The organism is Mesorhizobium sp. WSM4989 (assembly GCF_029625795.1).
Lineage (GTDB): Bacteria > Pseudomonadota > Alphaproteobacteria > Rhizobiales > Rhizobiaceae > Mesorhizobium.
Genome location: NZ_JARTVN010000005.1, coordinates 60,844 through 76,283, shown reverse-complemented (window position 1 = coordinate 76,283; position 15,440 = coordinate 60,844). Strand labels below are relative to the sequence as shown.

General features: G+C 57.6%; 11 protein-coding genes and 1 pseudogene. 3 read left to right on the top strand and 9 right to left on the bottom strand.

Annotated features, from left to right (window positions below):
* Window positions 1–16: 16 nt before the first annotated feature.
* The 9 genes and pseudogenes from P9217_RS28710 to P9217_RS28670 form a co-directional block, all read right to left on the bottom strand.
* Complete coding sequence (locus tag P9217_RS28710) at window positions 17–223, bottom strand: SDR family oxidoreductase (protein ID WP_199489648.1); 207 nt, start codon at window positions 221–223, stop codon at window positions 17–19.
* Window positions 211–492: pseudogene (locus tag P9217_RS28705) on the bottom strand (SDR family NAD(P)-dependent oxidoreductase); the annotation flags it as partial. The pseudogene P9217_RS28705 and the gene P9217_RS28710, both read right to left, overlap by 13 nt.
* 27 nt (window positions 493–519) lie before the next feature.
* Complete coding sequence (locus P9217_RS28700) at window positions 520–717, bottom strand: SDR family oxidoreductase (protein ID WP_063169323.1); 198 nt, start codon at window positions 715–717, stop codon at window positions 520–522.
* A 739-nt stretch (window positions 718–1,456) separates the two neighbouring features.
* Window positions 1,457–2,350 carry a polysaccharide deacetylase gene (locus tag P9217_RS28695; RefSeq protein WP_224570030.1) on the bottom strand — a complete coding sequence of 298 codons (894 nt, stop codon included), beginning with the start codon at window positions 2,348–2,350 and terminating at the stop codon, window positions 1,457–1,459.
* A gap of 145 nt (window positions 2,351–2,495) precedes the next feature.
* Complete coding sequence (locus tag P9217_RS28690) at window positions 2,496–3,899, bottom strand: aspartate aminotransferase family protein (RefSeq protein ID WP_063169325.1); 1,404 nt, start codon at window positions 3,897–3,899, stop codon at window positions 2,496–2,498.
* Window positions 3,900–3,912: 13 nt separating this feature from the next.
* On the bottom strand, window positions 3,913–5,391 hold the full coding sequence (locus P9217_RS28685) for an NAD-dependent succinate-semialdehyde dehydrogenase (RefSeq protein ID WP_063169326.1): 1,479 nt from the start codon (window positions 5,389–5,391) through the stop codon (window positions 3,913–3,915).
* 973 nt (window positions 5,392–6,364) lie between these two features.
* Window positions 6,365–7,543: a Xaa-Pro peptidase family protein gene (locus P9217_RS28680; RefSeq protein ID WP_063169327.1), complete on the bottom strand. Its 1,179-nt coding sequence runs from the start codon at window positions 7,541–7,543 to the stop codon at window positions 6,365–6,367.
* A 401-nt stretch (window positions 7,544–7,944) separates the two neighbouring features.
* On the bottom strand, window positions 7,945–9,093 hold the full coding sequence (locus P9217_RS28675) for a M20 family metallopeptidase (protein WP_063169328.1): 1,149 nt from the start codon (window positions 9,091–9,093) through the stop codon (window positions 7,945–7,947).
* A 36-nt stretch (window positions 9,094–9,129) separates the two neighbouring features.
* The gene (locus P9217_RS28670) at window positions 9,130–10,308 is read right to left on the bottom strand and encodes an aminotransferase class V-fold PLP-dependent enzyme (RefSeq protein WP_063169329.1); all 1,179 of its coding nucleotides are present in this window, start codon (window positions 10,306–10,308) and stop codon (window positions 9,130–9,132) included.
* Window positions 10,309–11,152: 844 nt separating this feature from the next.
* On the opposite strand from P9217_RS28670, the gene P9217_RS28665 reads away from it, so the two are divergent.
* From P9217_RS28665 to P9217_RS28655, 3 genes are all read left to right on the top strand, one after another.
* Window positions 11,153–11,620 (top strand): Lrp/AsnC family transcriptional regulator, encoded by a 468-nt coding sequence (locus P9217_RS28665; protein WP_063169330.1) that lies wholly within the window; start codon window positions 11,153–11,155, stop codon window positions 11,618–11,620.
* Window positions 11,621–12,029: 409 nt separating this feature from the next.
* Window positions 12,030–13,217 (top strand): M20 aminoacylase family protein, encoded by a 1,188-nt coding sequence (locus P9217_RS28660; RefSeq protein ID WP_063169331.1) that lies wholly within the window; start codon window positions 12,030–12,032, stop codon window positions 13,215–13,217.
* 79 nt (window positions 13,218–13,296) lie between these two features.
* A complete protein-coding gene (locus tag P9217_RS28655) occupies window positions 13,297–14,730 on the top strand; it encodes an amidase (protein WP_063169332.1) in 1,434 nt (477 codons plus the stop codon).
* The last annotated feature ends 710 nt before the right edge of the window (window positions 14,731–15,440 follow it).

Here is a 15,440-nt window from a genome sequence, read left to right as displayed (position 1 = left end):
CATTCACGGTTATACCCTACAGGCCCTGCTCGCCGGCCTGCTGGAGCGTGAGATACGCGATCCCGGCCTTGGCCACCGAATAGCCTACCGTTCCGGGATAGCCCGTAAGCCCGAGGATCGAGCTGACATTAATGATCCGCCCGCCCGGCTGGCGCATCCGCGGCCGCAACTCGCGGGTCAGGCTGATGACTGCACGCAAGTTGATATCGATCAGCGGGAACAAAAGGCATCGTCAGTATCGGCGAGCGACTTCGAACCGCCAATGCCGGCATTGTTCACGAGGACGTCGAGCGTCTCGATCCTTGCGGCATCCAAGGCGGCCAGAACCCGCCCTGCGGCGTCGGGCATGGCCAGATCGCAGACGAGCGCCGTCTGGCCAAGGCCCGCAGCTGTGTCGTGCACTTTATCCAGAACATCCACTAGCAACACCCACGCCTCTTCCGAGCCAAGCCACGCCGCTGTTGCGGCACCGATCCCGCGCGCCGCGCCGGTGACGACGACAGTGTTTCTGACCGGAGCTTAGGCAAGGCTGCCTCCGTCGACCGTAAGCGCGGCGCCGATGGTGAAGCCCGCCGCATCGTCCAGCAGATAGCCGACAGCTGTCGCCACCTCGGACGGCAACCCCATTCGGCCCATCGGATGCGCAGCGATGATCTTCGTCCGGCGCTCGACCTGTGCCGCTTCTCCCCGGGCGAAGGCGACGCCGGCCTCGGCCAACGGCTGGCGATGGTTCCGGGGCAGACACAGTTTGCGCGGATATTTCTGCCGCGTGGTTCAGCGCCAGCGTGCGAGTCATCATCACAACCGCCGCCTTGGTCACCGAATAGATCGGCACGTCCTTCGAGGCCTGCAGACCAGCAGTCGAGCTGAAGAGCACCACCGATCCGCGGCCAAGCTCGCGCATCTGCGGGATGCAGCTTGCAGATTCGCCAAATGGCCCCGACGTTGAAGCTGAACATGGCTTCGTACCCTTCACGTCTATCAGCCGCTTCATCGCACCGTAATGCCAGCGGCCGCGACCAAGCCCTCAACCGGCCGGCCAAAGCTCTCGCGGGCGAGGTCGACCAGCCCTTCCAGCATCGCCGGATCGGTCACGTCGCAGACAACTCAACGGGCACCAGGACAGGCGGCCAGAGTTTGGTCCAGAGCCTCTTGCGACAGGTCAGCCAACACCAAATCCGCTCCACCCGCCGCCAGCAGTTTGGCACTGGCCGGGCCAAGCGCGCCACCCGCCGGTAATCAGCACCGTTTTTCCGGCAAAGGTCGTGTCAATCAAGATTGTAGTCCTCCTCCAAGATAAGAACTCCCACTGTACCCGCTCTGAAAGCGAATACCGGACAGCGGATGATCCGCGTCATTCCAAATCCATTGGTGACCGCCGCAACGGTCGAGGCGCAGGACGGCTTGCGCCGCCCCAAGAACACCGCACTCTACCGGCGTTCCTGTCTGAGAGTTTTCAGAGACATGAGGACGCACGCTCGGCGACCTGATGATGTGTGGCGAACCAAACGTCACCCTTTGCTTTGGCGCGTCGAATTAATTCTTCTACGATCCAGATCCGTGAGCGATATCCAATGACGTGTGGATGCAGAGTCAGCTGAAATAAATCGGCATCTTGATAGGCCCCTTCGAACTCCCGAATAAATACAGAAAGCACGTCGTCGACTGATAAATCTGGCCGTGAAGACCCATCGGGACTCATCCAAAGATAAGTGGCATCGTCTCGAATCCATTCGACCGGTATTTCAATCACTCCCGTGGGTTCCTCGTCTTCCAGCAGCTCATAGCAACTATCATCGGCCATAAGGGATGAGTCGTATGTCAATCCGGTTTCACGTATGATCCGTAGAGTTGCGTCGGAAAAATCCCAGGAAGGCGTTCGAATTCCCGTCGGGCGTTTGGAAGTGATTTTTTCAAGAGTGTCGGCACTCCTCATCATTAAAGAGCGCTCGCTCTCTGCGCTCAGTTCCGAGTTTAGCTCGTGTATCCAGCCGTGCATGCCAATTTCATGGCCTTCATCGACAACTGCGCGTTGCTCGTCTGGATACAACTGAGCGATCACAGCGGGAACGAAAAAACTCGCCGGAACGTCGTACTTTCTCAAGAGTTCCAAAGCCCGAGGCATCCCTCGTCGGCTCCCGTACTGACCCCAGGATAATCTGCTTAGCGATCGCCCTCCCCTGCGCAATTCGTTCGACTCATGATCGACGTCGAACGAGATGGCGAAGGCACAGCGTTTACCGCCGGGCCACATTGGTCTTAGTGCCTTGCCCGCTCTGACTTTGTTGATGCGCCGCCGCCAATGGCTTTCAGGCCATTCCCAGGGATTGAGTGCGGTCGAATTGGCCACCAGTTCCTCCTGAGCAGTGTCTGCATTGAATTCCGCCGAAAACTCAATGAGCGGAACGCGGCACCAGCTCAGCTGGCAGCCCCGCAAGCCGATCAGGCCGTCGCTTGAGTTTGCGCCTTGATTACGACAAGATGGCCCAACTCATTCAGATTTTCTCACTCTCGCGAACAAGCTCATCCATAACCGAGCGCACGGCGCTTTCTGCGATTGCAACAATCTCCTCCGCCTCAGCTTTGGTTGTAACCAGCGGCGGAGCAAAGCCCAAAATGTCCCCGTGCGGCATGGCCCGAGCGATAAGACCACGGTCACGGGCGGCCTTCGAGATTCGCGCACCTACCTTGAGCGCCGGATCGAAACGCTTCCGATTGTCGCGATCGGCAACGAACTCGATTGCGCCCATAAGACCGACGCCCCGCACTTCGCCGACGATCGGCAACTGCGCGAACCTCTCCTGCAACTGCGCCTGGAAAAACGCGCCGACGTCACGCGCATTGCCGGGGAGGTCTTCTTTCTCGACAATATCGAGGACCGCGTTGGCCGCGGCGGCGCCGATCGGATGACCAGAGTAGGTGTAGCCGTGCGAGAATGCCCCGACCTTGTCGGCTCCATCCTCCAGGACTTTATACACCTTCTCACCGACGATTGCCGCTGAAAGCGGGAAGTAGGCCGACGTCAAACCTTTAGCGATCGTGATGAGGTCTGGCTCGATGCCATAGTGCTGTGAGCCGAACATGGAACCGGTGCGGCCGAACCCTGTGATCACTTCATCGGCAATCAGCAGCACATCATGTTTTTTGAGGACCGTCTGTACCGCTTCCCAATAGCCTTCCGGCGGAGGCGTGATACCACCTGTGCCGAGGACGGGCTCGCCAATGAAGGCGCCGACGTTGTCCGGGCCGAGCCGCTCGATCAACTGATCAAGCTCGGCGGCGCGGCGAGCGGAGAATTCGCGCTCGGTTTCGCCCGGGGTTGCGCCCCAGTAATGATGTGGAACACCCGTGTGAACAATCTGCGGAAGTGGCAGGTCCATGTGGTCGTGATAAAAGCTCATGCCCGTCATCGAGCCCGACACGACGCTGCAGCCGTGATAGCCGCGTTCACGGGAGATGATCTTCTTTTTGGTCGGCTTGCCACGCAGGTTGTTGTAGTACCAAACAAGCTTGGCCTGGGTCTCGTTCGCATCCGAGCCGGACATGCCATAGAACACCTTGCTCATCTTGCCCGGCGCCATCTTCACAAGGCGATCGGAGAGGATCGCAAGCTCGTCGGTCGTGTGCGCCGCATAGGAGTGGTAATACGCCAAGCGATAGGCCTGACGCGAGATCGCATCGGCGACTTCCGTGCGGCCATACCCGACATTGACGCAGTATAGGCCGGCAAAGCCATCGATAAATTGGTTGCCATGCGCGTCCTGGATGCGGATCCCCTTCCCTGTCACCACGATCGTTGGGTCGCCGAGCTTGCCAGTGGCGAAATCTTTAAGCTGAGTGAAAGGATGCAAGACCGAGTTGCGGTCCTTTTCGGTGATCTCTTTGATGTTGATGGTCATTGAATGCTTCCTTTCAGGCCGCGATGTTGCCGATGCAGAGGTATTTGGGTTCGAGATATTCGATAAGACCGTGCCTTGAGCCCTCGCGACCAAGGCCGGATTGTTTCCAGCCGCCGAACGGAATGCCCGGCCCCGTAAATTTTGGAGTATTCACGGCAACCATGCCATATTCGAGCCGGTCGGAGAGCCGCATGGCTCGGTTGAGATCTTGGGTATAGACGTAGGCCGCAAGTCCCATCTCGGAATTGTTGGCTCGCGCGACCACCTCCCGTTCGTCGTCGAAGGGCAGGATTGCAGCGACAGGTCCAAACGTTTCGTCCTTCGCAATCACCATGTCATCGGTCACATTAGCAAGCACGGCCGGCGTGACGAAGTTCCCGCCAAGCGAATTGTGCTGTGCGCCTGCTACCATTCGAGCCCCGGCTGCTAGAGCCTCAGAAACCTGGTGCCTGCATTTGTCAGCACCAGACGTCTTTGTCATCGGACCGATGTCGACACCTGGCTCCAATCCGTGCCCGACCTTTAGTTTACTGGTGGCCTCGGCAAATTTTTCCGTAAAATGCTCGTAAATCTCTCGCTGCACATAAATCCGGTTTGCCGCGAGACAGTCCTGACCGGATGTCGCGAACTTGGCTGCCATGCAACCGGCGACCGCAGCGTTGATCGGCGCATCGCCGAAAAGGATGAAAGGAGCATTGCCGCCAAGTTCGAGCGAGACTTTCTTCACTGTCTTCGCGGATTGCTCGAGAAGGATTCTGCCGACCTCGGTGGAGCCCGTAAAAGAGAACGCACGCACGTGGGTATGCAACAACAGCCGTTTGGCAAGTGGCGGAGCTTCGCCCGTGATCACCTGAAACACGCCGGGCGGAATGCCAGCATCCCCGGCAAGGCGGGCAAGCGCGAGGGCCGACAGTGGCGTTTCGGGTGCCGGCTTTACAATCATTGTGCAGCCAGCGGCCAGTGCAGCTCCAGCCTTTCTGGTGATCATTGCCGCTGGGAAGTTCCATGGCGTAATGGCGACAGTCACCCCGATCGGCTGCAAATGCACGGCCAGCCTGCTTGCGGGGAGATGGCTGGGAATCGTTTCGCCGTAAGCCCGCTCCCCTTCCCCTGCAAACCAATCTAAAAAGCCGGCAGCGTATGAAACTTCGCCGCGGGCTTCAGCAATCGGTTTTCCTTGCTCGGCCGTTATGATGACAGCCAGGTCTTCGGCGCTCTCCCGCATGCCTGCCGCCCATTTCCGCAGATATGCACCACGCTGTAACGGAAGCATGTCGCGCCACTTGAGGAACGCTGCTCTTGCGCAATGGACCGCGTCGTCAACGTCGGCGTCTGCGCAAGCCGCAACTTGAGCGATCTCGTCACCGCTGGCAGGATCAAACACGGCAAGAGTATCTGATTTGGAGAGCCAGGCGCCGTTCAGATACGCATCACCACGCAAAAGGTCTGGCCGTTTGAGCCTGCGTAATGCCGTGATTGACGTACCCCTCATCTAAGACTCCAATGGTATGCTGATGCCTTTAGGTTATTGCTGCCACAGCGCCGATCGGCAGCGCAGTTGATGCCCCTTTAGCTGCATTCCTGCAAACAGCAGCCAATTCGCGTAGAATTGGACACGGCTCACAACTTCACTTGCCAGGAGGCTTAGCGACCGCGAGCGAAGGTCGCGCTGGTCGCCGGCGGCGCGGAAAGTAGTTGGTTCCAGCGCCGATCTCCCGATCCCGAGTTCCCGATCTGGCCTCGTGGCATTAAGTTCTCGACCGACACCGATCAGGCGCACTGACGCAGGCGCAACCGCCTCGAATCTTAGACGGAACTCGCCGCAAGGCTACTTTCGTCCGGCACTGTGCAGGGTGACCGCGACCGCTTCAGACACGATGGCATCGCGGACGACTTCATTCGGAAGGAGGTCTTGGGGTCCCGAAATTGAGGTCCCCGCGATAACCCAGACATTCACTTGGTGAAGTGGTGAAGTCGCACGAAACAGCAGAAAAGGATGAAGCGAGCCCCGGGCAAAAGGCGAGCTTCGCTGCCGAGCCATCTATCGGGAACAACGTGTGCTGATGTCGCGACGTGTTGCACGGACGGGGCGGACCATACTCGCGTTCCCACCGGCGCGCAGGGTTGGCAAGAGCCCGCTTCAGGCGCGCGTAAACTCGTCCTCAATGCTCCTCAAAAGCTAAGTCCTCTTGCGTCATCCGCGCATTTGTAGAATGGGGCAACGTTCACGCCGCGCTCGCGTCACAGGTGGCTCATTTCGGCCTACGGATCTTAATCTCCGCTGATGCAGAGAACTCATGTGCTAGGCGAGATTCTCCTGTCCCAGAGGTTGGGCATGCCGCACCTCTCAGACAGCGCCGTCCTTAAGCTAGATCCGTTCATCCGCTCGCCGCAGAAACAAATTTCAACCGGCTTCGAACGGACCCAGTGAGATCGCAAAACGATTTGGGTCACATCCAAATCACCTAGTCCACGACGATCAAGCGGCGATCAACATCTGCCAATCGCTCACCGCCCCTTTCGGTTACAATAAATGATTCAGAGATGGCGGCGCCGAACCCTTCGAGCCTAACCCCCGACTGAAAATGGAAGCACATTCCTGGTTGTAGGATGGTCTTGTCGCCCGCGCGAATACTAACCGTGCGTTCGCCCCATTCCGGCGGGAAGTTGAGTCCGATTGAATAGCCGGAGCGGCCTATCTTGATATACCCGTTCCGCTTGAGGATATCTTGCCACACCGCATTAAGCTCCTCAACGACGGTACCAGGCTTTGCCATCTCGAGCACAGCATCCCCGCCTTCCACTATAACCTCAGCAAGACGCGAGACCTCTGCGGGTGGCTTTCCGATGTGGACGGTGCGGCACAGCGGCGCACAGTAGCGGCGTCGGGTGGCGCCGAACTCCATGAGAACCAGGCCAGAGGTCGGCAAGGGCTCCTCGGTCCAACTGAGGTGCGGAGCGTTCGTTTGTTCGCTAGTCTGGATAAGAGGAGGACCGCTAGAGTCGCCATATTTACCGTCCACCCCTCGTGTCTGGGCCCGGTACACCTCCGCGACGACCTCATGTTGCGGCACTCCAGGCCTTAGGTTAGCGATTGCCGTCTGCATCGTATGCGTTGCAAGGTGGCCCGCTTCTCTCATGTAGACTAGTTCAAGGTCAGATTTTATAAGCCGTGCCCAATTGACTAATTCGCGGCTATCAGAGAATTTTGCATTCGGAAGGCCTTTGACGAGATGTTGATGTGCTCGGGCAGTATAGAAGTGGGCGTTAAGCTCGACACCGATTCGATCAGATCCCCAGCCGCGCGAATTGATAAGCTCGCAAAGATCGTCAAATGGATGTAATTCTGGATGTTGAAGTCTATGATCGGAAAATGAGCTTATATTTTCTCTAGGCAGATCCGTCGTTATATAAGCGGAATTTACATCGACGAAACGTCCGAACCAGAGGGGCATGTCCGACTGGAGATGCACTAAGACCACCTGAGGCACGTAGAACGAATAGCCGTCAAAGCCGGTAAGCCAATACATATTCGCGGGATCCTGGCAGATCAGCAAGTCCAGCCCCGCTCGCTCCATCCGCTGCTTCACGTCATGAACACGACGCCGAAACTCCTCGGGCGGAAATGGCTTCTCATATTTCATCTCGTCGAGTCCTTCAAAACAGGCATTCCTCGAACGGATCAGGCATTCGTCCTGTCCGCATACTTTCTCTTCGTATCACGTCACAAGAGGCTGTTTTCCCCGAGGATTTCTTCTTGTCGCGGAAAATCTGCATTTCCTAGGCACTTGCCGTACGTTATCCGCATATGAGCGCCAAATTTTCGGTGGCTCTGCGTCTCCGGTGGAAGATCATGCCCTCCCTATGGTGAAGACGCACTCTGCCTGTCGCAACAGAATTTCAAGCACGGGCGGCAAGATCTACGTGGGAAGCGCCGACGAGACCAGCGAAGATCGGGACGTTGCGGCCGCCACGCTCATGCAGCATCCGGGGCGTCCGCGGCCCAATGGACGGGGTTTGAGCACCCCCATCAGGCCGGCCACTCCTAATATGTGAGCATGATTCTCTGGTACAAATCAGCAGCCTTGGTCAGTTGATCGATTTCAACGAACTCGTTGTTCGTATGGGCTTGGGCAGTACGCCCGGGTCCGATAATCACACACGGGATCCCAGCCAATGACAGCTGATTTGCATCCGAGCCGCCGGTGGCTCCCTTCTGCTCTCCGGTCCCCGCGACGTGGGCACAAGCCGCTCCTGCGACTGCTGCAATTTTGCTCGACCCGGAACTGATTGGAGGCGGGTCTTCCAATGCGGGAAGCAATGACCGAACATTGATCTTGTCTTCGCCCTGGCGAAGGCCTTCCAGTATGCTTTCTACCTCCGCCAACGCGTCCTGCGGCCGCTCCCCGGGTATGAGACGCCGATCGACCCAGATACGGCATACCGGCGGTACAGTGGTAAGTTCCAAACCTCCTTCGATGAGGCTCACGGTCAGCTGTGATGACCCTACCAATGGGTGCTGCGCCCGAGACACAAGGGATCGATGGTGCTCATCAAGTGCCAATACCACCTTGGCCATGCCCGTGATCGCGTTCACTCCGAGATGAGGCTTCGACGTATGAGCCGGTACACCCTGAACCTCGATTTGCCAGCGGACAGAACCCATGTGAGCTACAACGAGCTCTAATTCGGTGGGTTCACCGACTACCGCACCCTCATAAGCGACACCGGAATCGGCTATAGCGCGGGCGCCAAGTTTGCGGTACTCTTCGTCAATGCTGGCTGCCACAACAACCGTGGCCCGGGGCTGCCGTTCACCAAGTGAGCTAAGCGCAATCAACATAGCTGCAAGTGAGCCTTTTGTGTCGCAGCTACCTCGCCCATATATTCGCCCGTCCCGTTGCTCACCCGAGAATGGATCTGATTCCCACCTATCGATAGGAACGGTATCCATATGAGCAATGAATAGAATACGCCTATCGGGTTCTTTCCCAGGTACCCAGGTCAGGAAATTCGAGCGACCATCGGCCACCTCCTGTATCCCGTAAGCCAGCTTCCGCTCCTTGCAAAAACCCTCGAGGAACTTGGCTACACCTTGCTCTCCACTACCTTTTGGCGACAGCGATGGATTGATGCTCTCGATCTTTATAAGATCTTGGAGAAGTCCGATAGTCTCGGCGCTCTGGGTCGACATGTACTCTCCTGTGTGCATGAACTAGCCGTGTCGCTCTTACTTCGACCAGCTCTTGGCCAGATTGATTACGCGATCGACTTCATCGGCGGTGTTGTAAAGATGCAGGGAAAACCGGAGCATGCCTCTGCGTATTGAGACGATTACCCCGTTCTTCGTGAAATGCTCGTGAAGCGACCGAATGCGGGCGTCGACTGGGCGCCCTTCAACAAGATCGCTGGAATCGCCAACGGCTACGATACTTCCAGTGTGAGCGCCTGGTGGCCCGCCGCAGACCGGAAGCCCGATATCTAAGAGACCAGTGGCCATACGTTTTGCGAGTGAGGTAACGCTCTGGTCGATCGCCTCGGTTCCGATATCAAGTAGCTGGCCCATTGATGCATATGCAGCCAACATGCCAGGGAAGTTGTAATGCCCGATATCAAAGCGGGGCGCGCCAGAGCGCAACTTTACAAAACTAGGTACCGGAGCTGATTCTGGCGCGTTTCCGAAATCTACGCTGAAGCGCGCAAGATAGGCCGGGCTCAGCCGATCGGCCCATTCTTTACGGCAATATAAAAAACCCGATCCATAAAGACCCATCAAACCCTTCACAGTGGACACTGCTACACCGTCTACGCCAAGTCGATTGACGTCGGTGTGGAGTATCCCAACAGATTGCGTCGCGTCCGCCAAAAGAAATGCACCGTAGTGCCTACAGGCTTCGGATATCTGCTCCATGACGGTCCGAAACCCCGGAACCATCGTCACCGTCGCCAAGGCAACAACGCGGGTATGAGAATCAATCGCCTTTACGAATGCATCAGGGGGAATTGAGCCGTTATCCGGCTCTACGACTCGCAACTCGACATTGTAGCGGTCTCTGATCTGAATCCATGGCAAGATATTATTTGCGTGTTCCAATTTTGGGCATAGAACGACGTTGTCTCCATCTCTCCAATCGATCGCATTAGCGATGATGTTGATGCCTTCCGATGCATTCTTGGTAATTGCAATTTCATCGTGATCTGAATTGATAAATTGTGCGAACCTAGCGCGAGTACGCTCGACGTGTTCGAGCATTCTTTCTTCGTCGTTTAGGCCATGCAGCCGATTGTTCAAATGAGGCTCGATTGAAGCCAATGTTGTGCTTGATATGAGGCCCTGGTTCGCGACATCCATGTAGATGGCGTTTGCTGTGGCTGGAAACTCCTTTCGGAGGATGTCCAAGGGAAGCATATGGCTTTCTCTCCTGGGAGTGCGGACGGCGGTTGAGCTACCTTGTTCAGGCGATCGTTCCGGCAAGGGTAAGAATGCCGCCAGACTGGTCTGCGCTGACCTGCCCATTTTACACGGTGCTCGTGCCGACTTTGGTCTAACATTCGGTCTCCCACGCCGCATTCCTGCGCCAAACCGCGATTCACGCAGAGATCGCGAGCCATTCTCGCGGATCACTGAAGCGTCTCGACGGAATGCAGCTGCAACAACTGCCTCACGAGAGATCAATTTGGGTAATTCTCAGACCGCGGATAGGGCTTCTTACCAGTGCTTGGAGCGACGTTAGCCTGACTGAGCCGACGACCTTCTCCTCCAGCCCCACACCCATGCGGATCATAGTTCACTCGCGGCCGACGCGCGAGGGCCGTAAGGCATCCGAAAGCCGGGGCCGGTTCATAGCCTGACTCTCATGGTCTCCGATTTATGCTGCAACGCCGACACCCTTGGTGATGTCGCTCCCTAACACGCTTGCCTCGAACTGATGCGAGCGTGCTGCAACTCATGTTTTCTGCGCCTGAGCAACGAGATCGGTAGGATCTTTTCGACCGGGGATCGCCCCCACCCGATCGAATCTGCCGTTCTTGCGCTGGCCCGCAACTGCTCACCAGCAACGCCCATCGATTCAGCGGCACCCCTCAGATAGTTATACTATGCCGGTATTGTGCGCAGATGGCGAAAGAAACGCCGATTTTCTGCGACTTGGACCGACTTTAGCGCCGAGAGGGCGTTTGGCACTTGCTACATTTTGGACGTACGGACTGGCGGCCTTGGCATTGGCCGATATCATCATGAGCAGAGATTGTGAATGGATCTGGATCGAATTGACCGGAAGATTCTCAACGTCGTGCAGCGCAACAATCGCCTTACGACAGAGGAATTGGGCGAACTTGCCGGACTATCGGCTACCGCTTGTCAGCGGAGATTAAAGCGACTTCGAGACGCTGGCGTCATCGAAGCGGACGTTGCCATAGTTTCACCGGAAGCCGTCGGTCGGCCCCTGCTCCTGCTGGTATCCATCACTCTCGAGCGCGATCGCGCCGATATCATCGATCGTTTCAAGCAGGCAATTCGGCGGACGCCTGAGATCATGAACGCTTACTACGTTACGGGTGAAGCGGATTTTATTATTACGGTCTCTGCTCAGGACATGGCCGAGTACGAGGCGTTTACCCGTCGTTTTTTTTACGAACATCTTGAAGTAAAGGGGTTCAAGACAATCGTTGTAATGGATCGGATCAAGGCGTCGTTTGCTCTGCCAATTGCTGAAGAGTAGCCTTCAAAAGAGCCCGCCCAGGCAACCACCACGCGCCTTCCGCGGGTCGCAGTTGTCCCGCACTTCTGAATGTCGGCTGTCCTATTTTGAATGGTCCCGCATATATACCAGGGCACCTCCTCTCAGCCTGCAGGTGTTATGCGCCAATGACCAAAAAACGATGATATTCTGCGGGACCAAGGCGCCCTTCGCGCAACCAAGCTCTTTGGCACTTGCTACATTCTGGGCGGAGCGGAATTCAGGATTGTCGGTCCCCGGCTAATTGGAGCGGCTTCAGTCGGCGGAATAGCTGGGGTGCCTACGTCGCACAGAGGATGCTGTGCTCCCGGCAGCGCGGAAACGGGTCTCCCGGCTCTCGCAAGGACAAAGCGTGAAATTCGCCTGCAACCGGCAAGAAAGGAAAGTCCCCGTGGCAATTCTCAATAGCGTCGCAGAGTTTCTCCCCGAGATAGTGGCTTGGCGCCGGGACATCCATGCACATCCCGAACTGGGCTTCGACATCCCCCGTACTTCGGCATTTGTCGCCGAGCGCCTGCGCGAATTCGGCTGCGACGCCGTCGCGACCGGCATCGGCAAAACCGGCGTCGTTGGCGTCATCAAGGGCAACGGCGTCGTGAGCGACGGTAACCCAAAGGTTATCGGATTGCGCGCTGACATGGATGCGCTGCCGATCAACGAAGCGACCGATCTGCCCTATGCGTCCAAGAACAAGGGCTTGATGCATGCGTGTGGGCATGACGGCCACACCGCGATGCTGTTGGGTGCCGCGCGCTATCTTGCCGATACTCGGAATTTCGCTGGAACGGCGGTCATGATCTTCCAACCTGCCGAGGAGATCGGTACCGGCGCCGTTGCCATGCTAGATGACGGTTTGATGGAGCGGTTCGGCATCGAGCACATCTACGGAATGCACAATCGTCCGGGCTTGCCGGTAGGTGTCTTCGGAATCCGGCAAGGTCCAGTGATGGCGGCAACTGATAGCATAGAAATTAGCATTGAAGGGCGAGGGGGGCACCCTGGAAGGCCTCATGAATGCATCGATCCGATTCTGGTCGGCGCTCAGCTTGTGACGGCCCTGCAGCATATCCTGGCTCAGAACATTGACCCTGTCGACTCGGCAGGAATTTCGTTCCACCAGTTCCAGTCCGGGCAGAGACTAGTCCCCGTCGTTCCGCAAACAGCGGAGTTGGTGGGCACCATGCGGACGCTAAAGCCGGAGGTGCGCAAGTTCGTGAAGGAGCGGGTGGGCGAAGTGGTCGCCGGCATCGCCCAGATAACCGGCGCGAAGATAGATATTAAATTTCAGAGCTTCGACGCAATTCTCTTCAATGAGGTCCAGCAGACCGACCTTGCGAGAAGCGCGGCCAAGGGCGTGGCCGGTGAAAACAATGTGCTCGAGACGCCACCGGTAATGGGGGGGGAAGATTTCTCCTTCCTGGCGCAGGCGCGGCCGGGTGCTTTCGTCTGGTGCGGGAACGGTGACAGCGCCGGCCTGCATCACCCTGCCTACAATTTCAACGACGAGGCGATTCCTTATGGAACATCGTACTGGATCAAGCTCGTAGAGAACACGTTGGGATCCCGTCCGACGTCTTGATGATCGGTCTGACAAGGGCCGCAGAACGAATGAATAACTGCCGTCTTATGCCAGGCTTGAATGTAGCGGACCTCGTAAAATGAAAACTCGTTCATCCGTGCCAACATCTCTTGAGGGTCTGTCGGCGTGCGAATGCCTGGAACTCTACCGAAGGCGGCAGCTCTCGCCTGTTGAAGTCGTCGATGACTGTCTCAGCCGCATCGACGCCAACAACCCGGCGCTGAACGCATTTTGCCTCGTCGACCACGAAGGGGCCAGGTCTGCTGCCCGGGCCTCGGAGGGTCGATGGATGAAGGGGGAACCAGCCGGAGTACTAGATGGCATTCCGGCCACCATCAAAGACCTCACCTTGACACGAGGCTGGCCGACAAGACGTGGCTCATTGTCCGGCAGCACCGAGGGACCCTGGACTGAAGACGCCCCTGTTCCAGCCCGTATCCGTGAGACCGGTGGCGTTATCCTGGGCAAGACAACCACTCCAGAATTTGGCTGGAAAGGGGTAACAGACAGCCCGGTCTACGGGATCACCCGCAATCCCTGGAATCCTGACCTGACACCAGGCGGGTCGTCGGGAGGGGCGGCAGTTGCGGCTGCGCTCAACCTTGGCTTTCTTCATCAGGGTAGCGACGGCGGGGGATCAATCCGGATACCGGCGAGCTTCACGGGGACCTTCGGCTTCAAGCCAACCTTCGGCATCGTTCCGCAATGGCCAGCTAGCGCCATGACAACGCTGTCTCATTTGGGGCCGGTGACCCGCACCGTTGCGGATGCGATCCTGATGATGAATGTGATTGCACGAAAGGACGCTCGCGATGGCTATGCGGGTCCGGCGTACCTAGGTCTCGACCCCGATCCAGCAAAGACCACCATCAGGGGCCTGCGGATCGGCTACAGTCGGAACCTCGGCTATGTCAAGGTGGCGCGAGATATCCAAAACGTTACCGATAATGCGATCGACCAGCTTCGAGCTCTTGGGGCCGAGGTGGCCGAAGTCAATCCGGGATTTGCGGATCCGGTGGAGGTGTTTTCTACATTCTGGTTCGCTGGCGCCGCCCGTATTGTGTCACGAATGAACAAACAGCAAAGACAATTACTAGATCCTGGCTTTCTGGAAGGTGCCGAACGCGGGCTGAAGATCACCCTTACCGAATTTCAGGAAGCTGAGGCGATGCGGTTCGAGCTCTCCGCTCTGATGGCGAAGTTCCACGAAAATTACGATCTCTTGGTCACACCGACGATGCCTATCGCGCCGTTCCCCGTCGGGCGAAATGTGCCGGATGATAGTTACAAGGGGTGGGTGGACTGGACGCCCTTCACCTACCCTTTCAACTTGACCCAGCAACCAGCAGCATCGATTCCATCGGGCCTGGATGATCAAGGGCTGCCCGTCGGGCTACAACTGGTCGGCGCGCGCTATTCCGACACCTCCGTCCTAGCCGCGGCATATACGATCGAAAGTCGCCTGGGGCTTCCTTCTTTCGCGAGGAGCAGATTCCACGCTGCCACCCCTTAAAACTTGAGACTGCCGCGCTCAAGCACCTGACGGCCTCCAAGCGGTCAAGCCACGGACGCGAATGTCATTCGATAAAGGGGCGCGGCGTCATAGATGGGCAGTCCTGTCCTACGACGGATTGCTGACGTCACCATCGGGGACAATGTACATTCAAATAGGAGTGCGTCAATCTTGGGATGTGCGGCGCGAAGTCGCGACACAGACTGCAACCCGGGGACTCCATTTCGGTAACACTAGCCGGCCGCGTATTACCTTCGATGCCGCCGATGGCTACTCTTGCCCCTGCGGATGAATCCATGCCCAGCAGCTCTTCGCCGCAGTGTCTTGAGTCTGCGGCCAGACGGCGAGCTTTGCGCCGGCCGGAAGCTGCCGGAGGAGCGTGGGCGCCAGTAGCAGGCTCGACATGGCCACGGGAAGTTTGACAGACGTGGCCAGTGCAGCCTGGCACCAGATACTGAAGCCGCAGTCCCTGGTTATCGCGACGGCTCCGCGCTCAACCAACCGCCTGGCAGCTGCAATGTAGGCCGGCTCGAGAGAGGCATCGCCAGGACTGACCCTCTCCGCCAAAGCCCCGGCCGCGGTCTCTATTATAATTGGGAAGTCGAAGTTGCCGGGTTGAAGACCGACCCCGATGCGGTGGCGGAAATTCACCAGGGCGCAAGTCCGATCTCCAGCCTGTGATTTTTGCAACACTGGCCATCCAATGAGGA

Excerpts from the sequence above, each read along its gene's own strand:
- P9217_RS28690 (WP_063169325.1), bottom strand. The coding sequence starts at position 3,899 with ATGACCATCAACATCAAAGAGATCACCGAAAAGGACCGCAACTCGGTC.
- P9217_RS28685 (WP_063169326.1), bottom strand. The coding sequence starts at position 5,391 with ATGAGGGGTACGTCAATCACGGCATTACGCAGGCTCAAACGGCCAGAC.
- P9217_RS28680 (WP_063169327.1), bottom strand. The coding sequence starts at position 7,543 with ATGAAATATGAGAAGCCATTTCCGCCCGAGGAGTTTCGGCGTCGTGTT.
- P9217_RS28675 (WP_063169328.1), bottom strand. The coding sequence starts at position 9,093 with ATGTCGACCCAGAGCGCCGAGACTATCGGACTTCTCCAAGATCTTATA.
- P9217_RS28670 (WP_063169329.1), bottom strand. The coding sequence starts at position 10,308 with ATGCTTCCCTTGGACATCCTCCGAAAGGAGTTTCCAGCCACAGCAAAC.
- P9217_RS28665 (WP_063169330.1), top strand. The coding sequence starts at position 11,153 with ATGGATCTGGATCGAATTGACCGGAAGATTCTCAACGTCGTGCAGCGC.
- P9217_RS28655 (WP_063169332.1), top strand. The coding sequence starts at position 13,297 with ATGAAAACTCGTTCATCCGTGCCAACATCTCTTGAGGGTCTGTCGGCG.